The sequence below is a fragment of the Paraburkholderia sp. D1E genome, from assembly GCF_052682275.1.
Map to the genome: position 1 here is coordinate 745,707 of NZ_JBQYMB010000001.1, position 17,234 is coordinate 762,940.

A 17,234-nucleotide genomic window follows, 5' to 3' on the forward strand; every position below is an offset into this window, starting at 1 on the left:
AGTAGTGCATCAAGAAGCAGAGTGATTGCGCGTGCCGCGCCTGAGCATCGCGACAATCAGATACGCGCCGCCCAGCAAGGTCGCCATCATGCCTGCCGGCATTTCCTGCGGAAACAGGATCCAGCGCCCGAGCCAGTCGGACGCGACCATGAGCGCCGCGCCGAATGCGGCCGATACAAACAGCAGCGGCATGGCGCGCCGCACGCCGAGCAAACGCGTCATATGCGGCGCCATCAGGCCGACGAACGAGAGCGGTCCGATCACGAGGGTAGCGGCTGCGGTCAGCAACGCGCTCATCAACAGCAACGCAAAGCGAGCGGTGCCGACGTCGACGCCGAGGCCGCGCGACACCGCGCCGCCGAGCGGCAAGATGTCCAGCCAGCGCCGGCAGAACGGCACCGCGACCAGCGCCGCGAGCGCAACCGTGGCGACGATGCCGGCGGCCGTCGCGCTGACGTTATAGGTGGACCCGGCAAGCAGGTTATAGAGCACGATGACGCGAGGGTCGTCGCTCGCCATGGCAATAGTCGATACCGACTGAAACACCGCGCTGATCGTCACGCCGGCCAGCACCAGCGCGTCGGGCGCGTACGCGGACGAACGCGCGAACAGGATCAACGCGCCCAGCGTCGCCATCGACCCGCTCGCGCACCACACCAGGTAAGTGGGCAGTCCCGGTTGCGCGGTGAGAAAGAGCGTGCCGATCAAACCGAACGCGCCACCGGCGGTAATGCCGAGCAGGTCGGGACTCGCCATCGGATTGCCGGTCATGCGCTGGATGATGCCGCCCGCGAGCGCGAGCAGAACGCCGATCCCTGCCGCGGCGACAACGTGCGGCAGACGCAGAAACAGCAATCCGCCGATTTCGCCGGTGTTGCCGAGGTGCCAGCCGCTCAAGTCCCGTCCCACGCTGAGCGATAGGCCGGACACCAGCAGCAGAAGCAACGCGCTGCCGCCGAGCGCCGCGCGCGTCGCACGGGGCGAGAGCGTGCCCGACTGCAGCATCGGTGCGGGCGTAAGGTCCGGGCGCCCCTTCACACTCCGCAGCAGCACCAGCAGCAGGGGTGCCCCCAGCAGAGTAGTCACGGCGCCGGTCGGCACCGTCATGCCGTACCGAACGGAAATCTGCTGCGTAAGCTGATCTGCCAGCCACAGCAACGCAGCGCCAAACAAAGGCGCCCATAGCATCCGGTCGCGCAGGCGGCGCGCACCGGCCAGCCGCGCAAGCGCCGGCGCGGCGAGCCCGATGAAACCGACTACGCCGACCGCGCTCACGACGAACGCCGTCACGAGCAGCGTCAGGAAGAGCGCCGCGCCGCGCGTCGCGCGTAGCGATACGCCGAGACTGCCGGCAACGGCGTCGCCCGCTTCGAACACGGTCATCGGACGCAGACATAACAGCAACAAGCCTGCGCATGGCACAAGCCGCACGAGCAGTGCCAGCGCGATGTCCCAGTTCTGCTGTGAGAACGAACCGCCGCCCCAGATCATGAGTCCGCTCAACAGGTCGTAGTGCGAGATGGCCAGCGCGAGACTCAATGCGCCACAACACAGGTTGACGATCATCCCGCCTAATATCAGCGCGAGCGGCGAAATCCCCCGCCGCGCCGCGAGCAGAAAAACGATCGCCAGTGCGGCGGCGCCACCCACGAGCGCCACGCCGTCCCGCCCCGAACTCAGCAGGCCCGGCGCATAGACGCCCGCGAGCGCAAGTGCGAGATAGGCGCCCGGAAAAATACCGAGGGTCATCGGCTCGGCGAGCGGATTGCGCAGCACCTGCTGAGCCGCCACGCCGGTGATGCCGAGTGCGGCGCCGCATAGCCAGGTGACGGCGATGCGCGGCAAGTCGCTGTAATGCATCAGCATTTGCCGCACGTCCGCTGGCTCAGGGGCGATCAACGCCTGCCACCACAGCGTAAGCGGCAAGCGGGCATCCAGCCGATGCAGCGTCAGCAGCACGGCTAGCGCCATCAGGAGACAAACCGGCCGCCACGGCGTGCGCCGCAGCGGCGTGACAGGTGCCGTCGCGACGCGCATCACGTTCGGTCCTCCTGCGCGCCGTCGCGTGCATCGGCCCGTGGCGGCATGCCGGCAAGACTGCGGTGCGGCGTCGCCTGTTCGAGCGCATCGACCAGCATACGCACGAAATAGATCGCCGATACCACGCTGCCCTCGGCCGGCACGCCCGGCATACCGATCAGACGGCCACTCCTCACGAGCGGCAACGCGGCCCACAATGGACTGGTGTTCATCATATTCACTACGGATAGAGGCAAGGGCTTTTGATAAAGCAAGGTCGCGCCGGACGCAGGCGCCAGCGCTTCGAACGCGATCGTTGCGTAGGCCCCCGAATTGGTTGCACCCTGCCATGCGTTCTGGAGGCCGAGAATCGCAAGCATTTCACCGAACATACTGTGCAAGCCATACACACGCAGATGCGTTTCGTCGAGAAAGCGCACCACGTAAAGCGGCGTACCGCGTACACCAGGCAAAGCGGCCAGCCTCGCACGCGCCTCGTCGAGCATGCGTGCGGCGCGTGCAAGCAACGCGTCCGCGCGCGGTGCGCAGTCGAGCATCCGGGCGAGTTGCAGCGTTTCGGCACACGCGGCGGTGTAGGGCGTCGGGCTCGACCGATAGCGGCCGAACGTGACAGTCGGCGCGATCCGTCCGAGCGATGCAAGCAGCGTCGCATGAGCCGGCGCGACAACGATGAGATCCGGTTTCAACGACAACAGCAATTCCATGTTCGGCTGGAACATCAGCCCGAGGTCGACCACGGCGCGCGGCAGGTCGCTCGCCGGAAAGTTGCGCCGAAAGCCGGCGATATTGGCCGCGCCGACCGGCACCACGCCGATCGACAGCAGCATCTCCGTCAACGCCCAGTCGAGCACGACGATGCGTTTCGGCGGCGACGTCGCAAGACTGCCGCCGGCTCCGGCGACAGCCACCGTCGACACCGCCCCCAGCAACGCGGCAAGCCAGGCGCGCCGGTTCATCGTTTGAGCCCCGCAAGGGCTGAATGCATGATGACGATCACCACTGATACTTCAACCCTGCGAGCACGAGCCGCCCTTCGCCCCAGTTGCACGAGCCGTTATTGCAGGACGCCACGTAATGGCGATCGAGCAGGTTGCTCGCGTTGAGTGACGCGGTCCATCCGTGCAGGTAAGCGAACGAGCGGCCGAGGTCGTAACGCACCGCGAGATCGATCAGCGTTGCCGACGAAGTCAGCAGCGTGTTCGCCGTATCGCCATACGAACCGCCGATGAAGCGCACGCCGCCGCCGAGCTGCAATCCGGCGAACGGCCCCGCCCCGAGCGTGTAGTCCGCCCACAGCGACGCGGTGTTACGTGGAATGCCGATCGGCACCTTGTTGAGATTGGCCGAGTTGCTCTTCGTGTTGAGCAGATTGGTGTACGTGTAGCTCGCGATCAATTGCAGGTTGTTGGTCAGGCTCGCGTGCCCTTCCACTTCGAAGCCCTGCGAGCGCACTTCGCCGGTCTGGATCTGGAAACCGGTGTGAACCGGATCGGTAGTCGGCACGTTTTGCTGCGTCAGGTGAAACGCCGACACCGTGACGAAGCTGTTGTAGCCGGACGGCTGGAATTTCACGCCGACTTCGTACTGCTCGCCGGTGGTCGGATCGAACGACTTGCCGGTGAAATCAGAGCCAACCTGCGGCTGGAACGATTTCGAATAGCTCGCATACGGCGCAATGCCGTTATCGAAGCGATACACGCCACCCGCCCGCCACGTAAACGCGCGATTGAACTGGCTCGTCGTCGCACCGGTCTTGAACGAAGTCACGTCTTCGTTGGTCCAGTCTTCACGCACGCCGAGCAGGAACGACCAGCGGCCAATGTCGAACTGATCCTGCGCATACGTGCCGAGTTGCTTGATCGACTGCGCGTTAGACGTCGCGAACATGAACGTCGGATAAGGAATCGCGACACCGTATTGCGGATTCGTAATGCTGAGCGACGGCGTGCTGTCGTCTGCGGAACCGAAGAAATAGTGGTTGAACTGGGTGTTCTGGTAATCGAGCCCCACCGTGACCTGATGCGCGACGGGGCCTGTGCCGAAGCGGGCCGTTGCCTGGTTGTCCACGGTATTCGAATTCACCATGCCGCGGTTCAGGTACGCTTCGCGCGCCAGCGCCGTCCCGTTGTTCACGTAGCCAAGATCGTCGGCCACGTACTGCACCGTCTGGCTGTTGTGCAGGAAACGATAGCTCTGTTTGAACGACCAGATGTCGTTCAAACGATGGTCCAGTTGATACCCGATCGACTCCTGGGTTTTGCGGAAGCTGTCGAAGGTCGGCTCGCCGGGATAGAAACTGCGCGGCAGTTGGGCCACACCGGTCTGGATCGTGCCGACCACCGGCACGAAGTTGTAGATGCCCGCCTCGGGATCGGCCTGGTAGTTGGCGAATACCGTCAGCGTCGTGTCTTTGGTCGGACGCCACGTGATGGTTGGCGCAATGGCGAAACGCTGCTGGTTCACGTAGTCGGTTTGCGTGCCGGTATTGAAGCCGTCGGCTGTCAACCGGTAAAGCACCTTGCCGTCCTGATCGATCGGACCGCTGAAGTCGAAGAAACCTTGCAGACGCCCATAGCTGCCGGTCTGAATGCCGATCTCATGAAGCGGCTCGGCGGTCGGCATCTTGCTCACAAGATTCACCATCCCGCCGGGCGATCCCTGGCCGTAGAGCACGGACGCCGGCCCATGCACCAGCTCGATCCGCTCGAACATATACGGGTCGAAGCTGGTGACGTTATAGCCAAAGCCGCCTGCCGGCCCCGGCGTGCGCAAACCGTTCCAGAATTCGTCGACGAGGAAACCGCGCGCGTACAGATACTCCAGCGAATCCGTGTTCGTGCCGCGTTGCTCCGGGCTGATCCCCGACGTATAACGCAACGCCTGCGCCACGCTTTGCACGTTCTGGATGTCCATCTGGTCACGCGTCACCACGGAGACCGATTGCGGCGTCTTGATGAGCGGCGTGTCTGTCTTGGTCCCCGCTGTGCTCTGATGCGCCACATAGCCGATCACCGGAGCCGTGCCGGTTTCGCTGGCTCGCGTATCGGTCACGCTGACGGCGGGCAATTGCGTCGTCCCCGGCGCGGCAGCGGACGCAGACGCGGCACGCGGCTCAGACGCGCCCGTTGCCCCCGTGGTATCGGCCGCACCGGCCGGCAGCGACTGCGCATGGCCGGCCTGAGCGAACAACAGGCCGGCCGCGATCGGCATCAACCGCAAGCGTGTGAAGCGCTTCGCCTGCTCGCGACGAGCCAATCCCGTTTGGCGCGTGGGTTCCGTTCCCCGATTCATATCTTGTTGTTCCAGGTCAATTAAAGAAAGCTTCCCGAAGCCGAATAACGCTATTAAGAATCATTACTATTCTCATTGCCAGCTTGTTCTCGTGAAGTGCAAAATAAGATAGCTGACGAGGTAGCGCGAGGTATCGCCAACAAACTTCGTGAAACAGACAAATTTTGACGGTCAATGAGGGCGGAGAAGGTGGAACAAACGTGGCGCTTATCCCCTGGTTCCCAGTACCAGCGGCAATCGCGCGCGATCATAGCAAGTTGCTATGATTATCGAGACGGCGATAGACAAGCATGGCATTCGCATGAGCAGGCGCAATTTGTGTACACCGTGCGCGGCGTGCTGCGGGTGGTGACGCCAACCGGCATGTGGACACTCGGCCCTCACCGCGGCTTGTGGATTGCGCCGCGCATCGGACATGAATTGTGGGCAACCGGCGACGTCTCGATGCACAGCGTCTACTTCGAACCGGAGGCCTCGCCATGGCCGTCGGCCGGCTGCAAGGTGCTGGCGATTTCGCCGCTGCTGCGCGAACTCGTGGCCGCCATGATCGAAGACAAAAAGGTCGACCCCGAACGCCGCGCGGCATTGATCACGCCGCTTCTACTGAAGGAAATGCTGGATGCGCCGGAGGCGACGGAAGGCGGCCTGCCCTTGCCGCAGGATCGCCGGTTGCGGCAGATTTGCGAATCGCTGCTGAGCGAGCCCGCGAATGGCGATTCGCTAGGCACATGGGGCGACCGTGCCGGTGCAAGCGAGCGCACGCTCGCGAGACTCTTCCGTGATGAAACCGGGTTGACCTTCGGTCAATGGCGGCAACAGCTGCGGCTCGTCGAGGCGGTCTCCTTGCTCGCACAAGGCACAGCCGTCGCGACCATTGCCAACCAACTCGGCTATACCAACTCGAGTGCGTTCATCACCATGTTCAAGCGAACGATGGGTGAAACACCACAACGCTATCTGAGATGAGCAGGCGGTACGGCAGGCGACTTTTGAATTCTGACTGAAACACGCGTGCAGCGATGAAGAATGCCAGCCATAAAGTGCGGCGGACCTGCAAATGTCACTTGCACGCAAAGTGCTGCCGCTCTGGAGCCACGCCACAGGCCACTCGAAAATGCGTGACTCACCCAGCCCGCAACAACCCGAACACATCAACGCATCAACCCGCGTGGCCGTCACTGCCCTTTTCGCTGTCGAGATGCGCCATCTGCGCCGCCGCGTAACGTTCGCCTGCGGCCGCCCCGTTCGGTACTGCCTGCGCGATCGCAGCCAGATCCTCCGCCGTGAGCGTCACGTCAAGCGCACCGAGCGCTTCGGCAAGACGATCGCGCCGGCGTGCGCCAACGAGCGGCACGATATCGCTGCCTTGAGCGGCAACCCACGCAATCGCGATCTGCGCCACGGAGACGCCCTTTGCATCGGCCACCTTGCGAAGCGCATCCACAAGCGCGAGATTGTGATCGACATTGTCCCCCTGAAAGCGCGGACTCATGGCGCGAAAATCCCCTTTTCCCGCCGACTCCTTGCTCCAGTGACCGCTGATCAAGCCACGGGATAACACGCCGTATGCCGTCACGCCAATCCCGAGCTCGCGGCACACCGGCAGTATCTCGTCTTCTATGCCGCGCGAAATCAGCGAGTACTCGATCTGCAGATCGCTCACCGGGTGCACCGCCGCCGCACGGCGAATGGTCGTTGCGCCCACTTCGGACAAGCCGACGTACCGCACATAGCCGGCTTTGATCATGTCGGCAATCGCCCCGACCGTGTCCTCGACAGGCACGGTGGAATCGAGCCGCGCAGGACGGTAGATGTCGATATGATCGACGCCCAGCCGCTGCAGCGAGTAGGCGAGAAAGTTTTTGACCGCCGCGGGCCGCGCATCGTTAAGCGACCACCCCCCTGCGGGGTCGCGCATCGCCCCGAATTTCACGCTGATGATCGCGGCGTCGCGACGTGACGGCGGCGCGCTTCTCAACGCCTCGCCGATCAGGATTTCGTTGTGGCCGGAGCCGTAGAAATCGCCGGTATCGAGTAAGGTGATGCTGGCTTCGAGCGCGGCGTGAATCGTCGCGATGCTTTCAGCGCGGTCGGATGGACCATACATCCCGGACATACCCATGCATCCAAGACCGATGGCGGAGCTTTGCGGACCCGTCTTACCCAGTTGAAGATGTTTCATCATGTTCCTTGGTGGTTACGCCGCAAGACAGGCGCTTGACCTGAAGTATCAGCCGAATTTCAGCGTGCGATAATCCCCCTCAATCTGGATGACCCGTGCGGAAAAGCGAACAATGCAGGAGCCTGACCTTTCCGATCTGAAGGCATTCGTCGCCGTTACGCGGGCACGCGGATTCCGCCATGCGGCGCTAACGGGCGGCGTGTCGGCCTCATCGCTTAGCGAAGCAGTTCGACGGCTCGAACAGCAGCTCGGCGTCAGGCTGCTCAACCGCACGACGCGCAGCGTCACGCCAACGGAGGCTGGGCAGCGTCTTTTCGAGCGGCTGGCGCCGGCATTCGGGGAAATCGCCATCGCACTGGGTGCGGTGAACCTCTTTCGCGAAAGTCCCACCGGAACGCTGAGGTTGAACGTTCCGTCGATCGCGGCACGAGAAATCCTGCCCGCGCTCCTCTCCCGCTTCCTGGCCGCTCACCCGGGCATTACGGTGGACGTCGGGACCAACGACACGTTTATCGATATCCTCGCGGCGGGCTTCGATGCCGGCATCCGCTACGACGAACGGCTCGAGCGCGACATGATCGCCGTACCGATCGGCCCGCGCGTTCAACGTTTCGTCGCGGCGGCCTCGCCGTCCTACCTCGCGGCTCGCGGGATACCGCAGCATCCAGGCGAACTGCTGAACCACGCGTGTATCGGACACCGCTTCGACAGCGGGGTGCTTGCGACATGGCAATTCGAGCGGGGGGACGACATCGTACGGATCGAGCCAAACGGGCCGATGATCGCATCCCTGATCGAACTGCAAAGAAGGGCGGCCATCGACGGACTGGGGATCGTCTATTCGTTTGACGAGTTTCTGCGGCCGGCCATAGAGCGAGGCGAGCTCGTACCGGTGCTCGATGAGTGGTGCCAATCCTTCTCTGGACCGTTTTTGTACTACCCGAGCCGCACGCATATGCCGGCGCCGCTCCGGGCGTTCGTTGACTTTATTCTTGCCGCTGACGAATCGAGCACTCATCCGCACGACCGAACGCCAACGTGAACCGATGCGGGTTACGGCACGGCGTACTCATCAAGTTCTGACAACAACCTCGATACGCAACGCTTCCCCGCTGGCCACGATTGCGAGCAAATGGTCCACGTTCGGATGGGCTCCCGGGCGGTTGCGCGCGTCGGCCGTATGCTCCGCGAACACCGCGAGGCCGTGTTCGGCCGCTTTGGCGTCCAGCGTGCCGAACGCCTGCTGCAGATAGTGGTACACCGCCAGCGAACCCTGCTTGCCCGGCTTGTTCTCGATGCTTGCCACCACGGCGCCCTTGTTGTCGACCAGATCGATACGTTCGATACCGTCAATGGCAGGCAGTTGGGCGAGGTTGTCCTTAAACACGTTGCTCGGTTGAATCACTGAAAACACTCCTTCAATTCGAAAAATAGCGGCGAGCCGTATCTTATCCGATAGGGTGTTGTGCATCGCACCGGACGATGACACCTCGCGCAGTCTGTTGCGGACGGTTCGGTTTTTTCGAACCTTCGCTCCCGGATTAGCAGATTTATCCGATTCACAACCTGCTGCAGACTCAGGCTCATTACCACTGCGGACATTGTCCGCGACAGGAGCCCGAACATGCGAACCTATCCGCGCAACAGTCCTCCAGCCGCCGCGCGTATCGTCGCGCTGGCCCTTACTTCCGACGGGCACGTCAGCAGCGCGGAAGAGCGTGCGCTTGAAAGCCTCGATATCGCCGGTGAACTCGGCCTCGCACCCGCGCAATTCGCGCAGATCGTGCAGGCGCTGTGCGAGGATCAGTCGCTCGCGAACACGCCGTTCACGCCGCCAGTCGGCCAGGTGGACGCGGCCCTGCTCGTCACGTTGATCGACGAGATCGACGACCCCGCGCTGCGCCGCAAGGTGATTCGGCTGTGCATCGCTGTCACGATTGCGGACAACTATCTGGCGGATGGCGAAATCGCCCTGCTCGCTGCGGTGTTCAACGCGTGGGGACCCAAGCCAAACCAGACCGCAAGCCGGCACATCACGCTGCCGGGCACACTGCACGCTCACCCACGTACGGCCGCAACCACCTGAGAAGCGAGCGCATGATGTTGCCCGCGCCGCGAGCGGATCGCGTGGATCTCTTCCACCACGCCTTCCGCCCGGCCGAGCCAGCGCAGCCCGCGCAACAGCGCCACGTCTTCCGCGCCCAGTTCCGCGAGCGGAAACACGCCGAGCCCACGCGCGGCGAACACCGCCATCAGCGCGCTGTCTTCGAATTCCCCGACGATCCGCGGCCGGATACCTTCGGCTTCGAACCAGCGATCGAGCCGCGCGCGCAACGCGCTGTGCCCGGTGGGCAGCAGGACGGGCAGATCGGCGAGGCACTGCGGAAAACCGGCACGGGCGGCCTTGCGGATGATCTCCGCGGGTCCATACCAGTCGACCGGCGAACCGACGAGCCGCTGGCTCACGACGCGCAGGTCCGCGTTGTGCGGCGCAGGCTGGCACGCCAGAACGAGATCGAGCCGGTGCAGCGCGAGTTCGGACAACAACTGCGCATGTTCACCCTCATGACATAGCAGCCTGAGCGATGGTGTATCGAGCACCGGCGCGAGCAGCGCATGTGCGGCGAGCTTGGAAATGCCGTCGGAAAGACCCACCGCGAGCCGCGCAACCCGTTCGCCATCGGCCTCGCGCATCTCATCGAGCAGCGCCTCGCCGATCTGAAAAATCTGCTCCGCGCGATTGAATGCCGTCTCACCGGCTTCGGTCATGGTGACGCCGCGCCCTGCCGGTTTCAGCAATTGACGCCCGATCGATTTCTCCAGCTCGCGCACCTGTGCGCTGATGGTCTGAACGGCCATGTCGAGACGCTCGGCCGCGCGCGCGAAACCGCCCTCCTTCACGACGATCCAGAAATAGTAGAGATGGCGGTAGTTGAGCATGTTGTGGACACTTCGAAAAAAACGATATGTCGTTCAGATTATCACTGATTTATCCGAACCATGAAGACGGCGATGATAACGGCATACCGACGTTACCCGTCACCCTTTGCTTACGGACCCCATGGACTCCCTACTCATCCTCGCTGCCGACCCCGCCGTATGGGCTGCGCTTCTCACGCTGGTCGTGATGGAAATCGTGCTCGGCATCGACAACCTGATCTTCATCTCGATCCTCAGCAACAAGCTGCCGGAAGCGCAACGCGCGCGCACCCAGCGCCTCGGCATCATGCTCGCGCTCGTGTTGCGGCTCGGCCTGCTTGGCACCGTCGCGTGGATTGCGCAACTGACCGCGCCTGCCGTGACGCTCCTCGGCCACGCGTTTTCGTGGCGCGACCTGATCCTGCTCGGCGGCGGCCTGTTCCTCGTCTGGAAGGCGACCAGTGAAATTCGCCACCACGTCGTCCATGCGGATGAGGCACGCGACAAGGCGGGCACAACCGTGCAGTTGACCACCATGGCTGCGATTGGACAAATCCTGGTGCTCGATATCGTGTTTTCGGTCGACAGCATCATCACCGCGGTCGGGATGACCGAACACATGCCGATCATGTTCATTGCCGTGATCGCCGCGGTCACGGTGATGCTGTTCGCCGCCGGTCCGCTGTCGCGCTTCATCGAGCGTAATCCGACCATCGTCATGCTTGCGCTCGGCTTCCTGCTCGTCATCGGCATGACGCTAATCGCAGAGGGTTTTGGTTCGCACATCCCGAAGGCCTACATCTACGCGGCCATGGCGTTCTCTGCGTTTGTCGAAGCACTGAACATGCTCGCGCGCCGGGCGAAATCGAAGCGCACAGTTGCCGCGAGTCAATGAGCGCTCAGGTGACGGCCGCGCACGAAAAGAGCGGTTCGACGTGCTTGAACGAAGTAGCGCTGGATAGTTTTTTCGTCTGGATCGGGCGGCTCACCACATTGAGCGTTCGATATCTTTTTACCCATGAGGAGCAACGAAATGAAATGCCCCGTTTGCAAGACCACTGACTTGCTGATGACCGAGCGCCGCTCGATCGAAATCGACTACTGCCCGGTCTGCCGGGGCATATGGCTCGATCGCGGCGAACTCGACAAGCTGATCGCGCAGGACGCCGCGAGCGACGACACGTCGGTGAACGCCGCACGCCCAATCCGCGACGGCCACCACGCGGATCGGGATCGGGATCGGGGTCACGACCGTGCGTACGACAACAACCGCACGTATGACAACCGCACCTACGACAATCACCGAACGGACTATCGAGGGCAGAAAAAGAAACGCTCGCTTTTCGACATGTTCGATTTCGACTGAGCGTGTCCGCGAGCAGAAGAACCAGGCAGTTGTTATCAAATCAAGGGCGCGCTATTGTCAGCCGCGCCCTTTTACTTTCCCCTCTGACATGGCCTCATGCCATCGTCGAACCCTTCATATAAATAACAACGTGTCGCGTGTCATCGACAGAGCGAACTGGCGCGTTAAGCCGTTAACGCGTTAACCGTAGCCTACGCACGCTGAATCCCCTTGCGCCCACCTCCGTGATGTTCCCCCCAATTTTTTCGCGCCCGTCTATCGTTCAGATGCCAATTTCCATCGTTTCGATTAAAAAAACCGGCGCTCTTGTCGCGCTAACTTACTGCACGCTAACCATGGCGATGCCGGCGCGGGCCGCCGACAACGTGATCGTGCTCGACTCAGGCGAAGCCCAGCTGACGCTGATCGATCCCGCTACGCGTAAGGTCATTGGTACGGAGCCGACCGGTAAGGAACCGCATCATCTGATGATTACGCCCGACGGCCACTCGCTCATCGTCGCGGATTCGATCTCGAACGACCTGATGTTTCTCGATCCGCACACCGGAAAGGTGCAGCGCAAGGTCGAAGATATTGAAGACCCCTATCAGCTCGGTTTCTCGCCCGATCACAAATGGTTCGTCACCGCTGGCCTGCGGCTGGATCGCGTCGACGTGTACCACTACGACGGCCAGAACATGACGCTCGCCAAACGTGTCCCGCTCTCGAAGACACCGAGCCACATGACGTTCTCGTCCGATAGCAAGACCGTGTTCGTCACGCTGCAAGACACGGGCGAACTTGCAGCGATCGATCTGGCAACACAGACGGTGCTCTGGAAGCTACATGTCGGCAATACGCCCGCCGGCCTCTGGATGACGCCCGGCGACCGCTATCTGTTGATCGGCATGACGGGTGAAGACGACGTCGCCGTGGTCGACTGGCACAAACAGCAAGTCGTGAAACGAATCCAGACGGGGCGCGGCGCGCACAATTTCCGCAATCTCGACGACGGGCAGCACGTGGCGCTAACGAACCGCGTGGAAAGCACGATCAGCATTCTCGATTACAACACGCTGACGAAAACCGCCGACATCACCGGACTCATGCCCGGCCCTGACGACATGGAACTGTCCGCCGATCGCCGCTACCTGTGGGTCACTTTCCGTTTTTCGCGGCATGTCGGCATCATTGATCTGACAACGCATAAACTTATCGACGCGATCGCGGTCGGACGTTCACCGCACGGCTTGTATTTTGCCAACCGCGCTCCCGTGTATGCGCCCAATCCAGACTGAACAGGCTTTCGTTTCGATGACAGAACCCGTAATTTCAAGAGGCTTTCGATGATCCACGAAATCATCGCGCAACTCGACAATGGCATCTCGACGCTGCAGACGCTCCTGTACGTCGACGTGGTGCAGCCGTTTTTCTATCGCTTCGGTCTGATGGGATACGACGAGGACACCTACGACGCACTCTATTGGGTGATCGTCGGCGTGCTGGAAATACTGGTCACGTATATCGCCTTGCGACCGCTGGAAGCACTGCGGCCTATCGAAGCGTGGTCCGATCGAAAAGCGCTGCGCGCCGACGTGATCTACACGTGGATCGCCAAGCTCGGCATTATCAATATCGCGTTCTTCTTCATGCTGCAGCCGCTGTTCGATCACTGGCAAAGTCTGATGGCGATCTACAACGTGCCGAACATCGACATCGACGGGTTGTGGCCGGGCGTTACCGATCAGCCGGTTGTGTCGTTCCTCATCTATCTGATCGTGCTCGATTTCTTCGGGTACTGGTATCACCGCTGGCAGCACCGCTTCGGCGTGTGGTGGGAACTGCACGCCGTGCACCACAGCCAGCAGCAGATGTCGTTGTGGGCCGACGACCGCAATCACTTTCTCGACGACATCATTCAGGCCGCGTTTTTTGCCGCGATTTCGCTGTTCATCGGCGTGCAGCCGACGCAGTTCGTCGTGCTGGTCGCAGTCGGTAACTTCATGCAAAGCGTGCAGCACGTGAACGCGCGCTTGCCGTATGGATGGCTGCTAGAACGCGTGATCGTAAGCCCGATTTTTCACCGGCGTCATCACGCAGTCGGCTATGGCCATGAAGGCACGCGCTACGGCTGTAACTTCGGCGTGCTGTTTCCATGGTGGGACATGATGTTCAGGACCGTGTCGTGGGACCGTACCGTCGAGCCGACCGGCATTCGTGACCAGTTGCCCGTACCGCACGGCGCAGCGCGCTCTTATGGCAACGGTTTGATCGCACAGCAATGGCGTGCATTCGGCCGCATCGCCATGCGTCTGCGGGGGCAACGCAATTACGGCGGCGTGACCGACTGATTGTCAGTGTCATGGAGCGGGCGCGGCTCTCACCGTGACCCGCTCGTCAGATCGCGATCGCGACTGAAGACCGGCTGCCACCGCGAAAGCCATCCAGCGAAAACGAGCGGTTAGCGACAACCGTGGACCTCAGCCCAACCCCACTGCTCGCGCGATCAGGAGCACCCCTGCGCCGACGATGCCGCCCCCAATGACGCGCGCCACGCGCTCACCCTGCGGTGCAAGACGTTCGACGGTAATAGCTGCCGCCACGACAGCCATCGCCCGCCAATCCATGACTCCGACAACGAGAAGGACCATCGTCAGACCGGCACAGCAGTAGCTGCAGTGGAGGCCGAGGCGCAGGCCGTGCCGCCATGCCGTGGCGGCGTCCGCGGGCACCGCGGCCAACGTCAGGCAGCGCCCCGGTGTTTCGCGGCAGCAGGCAAGGTGACGCGCCTTCCACGCAGTGAACTGCAGCGCTCCGGAGATCAGCACAATCACGCCGATCGCGAGCGGAACGGCACGCGCTAGCGCCGGCAGTTCCATCTCGAGCGCCGCCAGCGCAGCGCCCAGCGGAAATACAGCCACGCCGAATGCCGTCCACACGAAGAAATACCCGGCTCCCACCCACACCGTCAGCCAGCCCAGGCGCTTCTCGCTGGTCCCGCTGACTGCCTCGCGGTAGCGCAACAGCATGGGCATCAGAGATGGCAGCATCATCGCGACCATCATCGCCACCCACATGCCGAGGAAGGACGCCGCGACGCCTGGCCATGCCTGCCCGCACATTCGCATCCACGCCGTCGACATCGTCCAGCCGCCGGCCATCGGCATCTCGCCCATCGCCGACATGGACGCGGCGCCAATGATCGTCACCGCCGCGCTGACGGCGAAGAGCAGCACCGAGACGCCGAAGAAAACCCGTTGCGAAACTCGCGCTTCGATCGGGCGCCCCGACATCTGCCGTCCTCCGGTTGCGCTCACGTGTCCCATGGCCTGGTTCAGCGCTTCTCGTACTCGTCGTGCCGCTTCCACCAGACGCCCGTCTCGTTGCGTCCCTTGGGCGCACGGTCGAGCCACTGGTACATGCCCCAGATGCCGTCCACGCCGCGCGCATAGGTGGAATACGTGTGATAGACGACGCCGTCTTCGAGTACGAACGAACTTAAGCCCGGCCGGTCACGCGTGTACGTCGCCGCGTCGGTTCCGCATGTGGCCGCGAACTGGGCGACGGGCTCCGGGACCTGTGTCGTCTCGTCCATCGCGTGGCCGCCGCGCTCGTAGTTGTACTCGATGCTTCCTTCACGCTGTTGCGCCTCGCTGAACGCGATGTTGAAGTCGAAGTTGAAGTCGCTTCCGTACGAGGACGCCCAGGGAAACGTCCACCCCATCCGGCGCTGATAGGTCTTCAGTTTCTCGAGCGGCGCGCGCGACACGGCGGACAGCGTAACGTCGTGATTCGCCAGATGAACGACGAGGCCGTCGAAACCATCCGCAATCGCCGAGCACGACGGGCACCCCGCCTTGTAGTCGGGCCCGAACATGAAGTGGTACACGAGGAGCTGCGAGCGTCCCCTGAACAGGTCGGCCAGCGAGGCGCTTCCCGCATCGGTTTCGAACCGGTACGTCTTGTCGATTCGCACCCAGGGCAGTGCCTGCCGCTGCCGCACCAGCTCGTCGCTCTGCCGCGTCAGCGCCTTCTCCGCCTTAAGCAGATCGAGCCGCGCCGCCAGCCACGCGTCACGTGTTCCGGTCGTATGTGTCGTGGTCATGCTTCCCTCCTTGGGAGTCCTTCGTCGTTCGTGCAGTTAGGTCGATACGACGAACTGGTTTGTGGTCGTGCTAGATTAGTCACGGGCACCGAACGGTGGGAGTGACAAGTGTGGCGGGATTCGAATCGACCATGGACTCGCTGGTAACGGCCGCGGCGCGGGCACTCTCGGCAGGGGACCCGCTCGGCGCGCTGAACCGGGTCGCCTTGCGCGACGACGCGCCTGCGCTCGCTCTGCGAGGCATCGCAATGGCACAGCTCGGCGATCTCGTTCGAGCGAAGGCGCTTGTGCGAAGCGCAGCGCGCGCCTTCGGCTCCAAAGCGCCTGTGGCCCGCGCAAGGTGCGTGGTCGCCGAAGCCGAAATCGCGCTCGCCTCGCGCGATCTGGGCTGGCCCGCGAAGGCGCTCGACGCCGCGCGGGCGACGCTGGAAGCCCACGGCGACCGCCTGAACGCCGCGCATGCGCGGTATCTCGAAGTCCGGCGCCTGCTGTTGATCGGACGCCTCGACGAGGCCGAACGCCTGCTCGCCAAACTCGACCCCACGCCATTCCCTCCCGCATCGAGAGCCGCCCACGAACTGGCCGTCGCGGGAATCGCAATGCGCCGCCTCGACACGAAGACGGCGCGCGCGGCGCTCGCGCGGGCCGAGCGCGCTGCGCGCCACGCAGGCATTCCGTCGCTGACGGCGGAGGTCGAAAGCGCACACCTTCTCCTGAACACGCCCGCGGCGCGTCTGATTACGCATGGCGAGGAGCGGCCCCTCCTGCTCGAGGACGTTGAAGCGTTACTGGCGTCGAAGGCGCTCGTCGTCGACGCGTGCCGTTATGTCGTACGTGAAACAAACATAGTGGTCCCGCTCGCGAGGCGGCCGGTGCTGTTCGCGCTCGCACGCGCACTGGCCGAGGCATGGCCCGAAGACGTCTCGAGAGACACACTCATCGCCCGGGCATTCCGGACGAAGCACACCGATGAATCGCATCGCGCGCGGCTGCGAGTCGAAATCGGACGGCTTCGCGCGTTGCTTGGAACGCTGGCCGGCGTGAGCGCGACGAAGCGCGGCTTTGCGCTAATGCCGCACGGCGCGCGCGAGGTTGTCGTACTCGCGCGGCCCGTCGAAGAACCGCACGCGATGGTGCTCGCCTTCCTCGCCGACGGCGAGTCGTGGTCAAGCTCGGCGCTCGCGATTGCACTGGATGCCAGCCAGCGCACCATGCAGCGGGCACTCGACTCACTGGCGGCGGCCGGCAAGGTGCAGTCGTTCGGTCGCGGGCGGGCGCGACGCTGGATGACGCCACCTATGCCCGGATTCACGACGACTTTGTTACTCCCCGCTCCTCTCCCGAGTGATTAG

General features: G+C 63.0%; 16 protein-coding genes. 8 read left to right on the plus strand and 8 right to left on the minus strand.

Translation table 11 applies throughout. The annotated features are described in order from the left end of the window. Positions 1-9: 9 nt before the first annotated feature. Genes fhuB through ACUN0E_RS03525 form a run of 3 tightly spaced genes read right to left on the minus strand, consistent with a single transcriptional unit; the run spans position 10 to position 5,331 of the window. A complete protein-coding gene (gene fhuB, locus ACUN0E_RS03515; RefSeq protein ID WP_445570368.1) occupies positions 10-2,037 on the minus strand; it encodes a Fe(3+)-hydroxamate ABC transporter permease FhuB in 2,028 nt (675 codons plus the stop codon). Continuing rightward, positions 2,037-2,996 carry an ABC transporter substrate-binding protein gene (locus ACUN0E_RS03520; RefSeq protein WP_445565669.1) on the minus strand — a complete coding sequence of 320 codons (960 nt, stop codon included), beginning with the start codon at positions 2,994-2,996 and terminating at the stop codon, positions 2,037-2,039. Before ACUN0E_RS03520 ends, fhuB begins: the two co-directional genes overlap by 1 nt. Before the next feature lie 37 nt (positions 2,997-3,033). Then, positions 3,034-5,331, minus strand: coding sequence for a TonB-dependent siderophore receptor (locus ACUN0E_RS03525; protein ID WP_445565670.1), 2,298 nt, complete (start codon positions 5,329-5,331; stop codon positions 3,034-3,036). Between the two features lie 174 nt (positions 5,332-5,505). On the opposite strand from ACUN0E_RS03525, the gene ACUN0E_RS03530 reads away from it, so the two are divergent. Next, the gene (locus tag ACUN0E_RS03530) at positions 5,506-6,297 is read left to right on the plus strand and encodes an AraC family transcriptional regulator (protein ID WP_408223948.1); all 792 of its coding nucleotides are present in this window, start codon (positions 5,506-5,508) and stop codon (positions 6,295-6,297) included. A 193-nt stretch (positions 6,298-6,490) separates the two neighbouring features. Here ACUN0E_RS03530 and ACUN0E_RS03535 read toward each other — a convergent pair whose 3' ends face one another. Continuing rightward, positions 6,491-7,513 carry an aldo/keto reductase gene (locus ACUN0E_RS03535; RefSeq protein WP_445570369.1) on the minus strand — a complete coding sequence of 341 codons (1,023 nt, stop codon included), beginning with the start codon at positions 7,511-7,513 and terminating at the stop codon, positions 6,491-6,493. A 112-nt stretch (positions 7,514-7,625) separates the two neighbouring features. Between ACUN0E_RS03535 and ACUN0E_RS03540 the strand changes: the two genes are divergently transcribed. Continuing rightward, on the plus strand, positions 7,626-8,555 hold the full coding sequence (locus ACUN0E_RS03540; protein ID WP_445565671.1) for a LysR family transcriptional regulator: 930 nt from the start codon (positions 7,626-7,628) through the stop codon (positions 8,553-8,555). Positions 8,556-8,585: 30 nt separating this feature from the next. Here ACUN0E_RS03540 and ACUN0E_RS03545 read toward each other — a convergent pair whose 3' ends face one another. Continuing rightward, entirely contained in the window at positions 8,586-8,918 is a 333-nt protein-coding gene (locus ACUN0E_RS03545; protein WP_445565672.1) for a DUF2322 family protein, read from the minus strand. A 219-nt stretch (positions 8,919-9,137) separates the two neighbouring features. On the opposite strand from ACUN0E_RS03545, the gene ACUN0E_RS03550 reads away from it, so the two are divergent. Beyond that, a complete protein-coding gene (locus ACUN0E_RS03550; RefSeq protein ID WP_445565673.1) occupies positions 9,138-9,599 on the plus strand; it encodes a TerB family tellurite resistance protein in 462 nt (153 codons plus the stop codon). Here ACUN0E_RS03550 and ACUN0E_RS03555 read toward each other — a convergent pair. After that, the gene (locus ACUN0E_RS03555) at positions 9,572-10,453 is read right to left on the minus strand and encodes a LysR family transcriptional regulator (protein WP_445565674.1); all 882 of its coding nucleotides are present in this window, start codon (positions 10,451-10,453) and stop codon (positions 9,572-9,574) included. The genes ACUN0E_RS03550 and ACUN0E_RS03555 overlap by 28 nt on opposite strands. Positions 10,454-10,574: 121 nt before the next feature. Between ACUN0E_RS03555 and ACUN0E_RS03560 the strand changes: the two genes are divergently transcribed. The 4 genes from ACUN0E_RS03560 to ACUN0E_RS03575 all read left to right on the plus strand — a co-directional run bounded on the left by ACUN0E_RS03560 (position 10,575) and on the right by ACUN0E_RS03575 (position 14,128). Then, on the plus strand, positions 10,575-11,327 hold the full coding sequence (locus tag ACUN0E_RS03560; RefSeq protein ID WP_445565675.1) for a TerC family protein: 753 nt from the start codon (positions 10,575-10,577) through the stop codon (positions 11,325-11,327). A 138-nt stretch (positions 11,328-11,465) separates the two neighbouring features. Beyond that, positions 11,466-11,798, plus strand: coding sequence for a TFIIB-type zinc ribbon-containing protein (locus ACUN0E_RS03565; protein ID WP_408334177.1), 333 nt, complete (start codon positions 11,466-11,468; stop codon positions 11,796-11,798). Positions 11,799-12,133: 335 nt separating this feature from the next. Continuing rightward, positions 12,134-13,075, plus strand: coding sequence for a YVTN family beta-propeller repeat protein (locus tag ACUN0E_RS03570; RefSeq protein ID WP_408508355.1), 942 nt, complete (start codon positions 12,134-12,136; stop codon positions 13,073-13,075). Between the two features lie 48 nt (positions 13,076-13,123). Continuing rightward, complete coding sequence (locus ACUN0E_RS03575; RefSeq protein WP_445565676.1) at positions 13,124-14,128, plus strand: sterol desaturase family protein; 1,005 nt, start codon at positions 13,124-13,126, stop codon at positions 14,126-14,128. A gap of 129 nt (positions 14,129-14,257) precedes the next feature. Here ACUN0E_RS03575 and ACUN0E_RS03580 read toward each other — a convergent pair whose 3' ends face one another. Together ACUN0E_RS03580 and ACUN0E_RS03585 are read right to left on the minus strand one after the other, a co-directional pair. Next, complete coding sequence (locus ACUN0E_RS03580; RefSeq protein WP_445565677.1) at positions 14,258-15,103, minus strand: DUF2182 domain-containing protein; 846 nt, start codon at positions 15,101-15,103, stop codon at positions 14,258-14,260. An 8-nt stretch (positions 15,104-15,111) separates the two neighbouring features. Further along, the gene (locus ACUN0E_RS03585; protein ID WP_445565678.1) at positions 15,112-15,882 is read right to left on the minus strand and encodes a DUF899 domain-containing protein; all 771 of its coding nucleotides are present in this window, start codon (positions 15,880-15,882) and stop codon (positions 15,112-15,114) included. Between the two features lie 131 nt (positions 15,883-16,013). Between ACUN0E_RS03585 and ACUN0E_RS03590 the strand changes: the two genes are divergently transcribed. Continuing rightward, positions 16,014-17,234, plus strand: coding sequence for a helix-turn-helix domain-containing protein (locus ACUN0E_RS03590; RefSeq protein WP_445565679.1), 1,221 nt, complete (start codon positions 16,014-16,016; stop codon positions 17,232-17,234).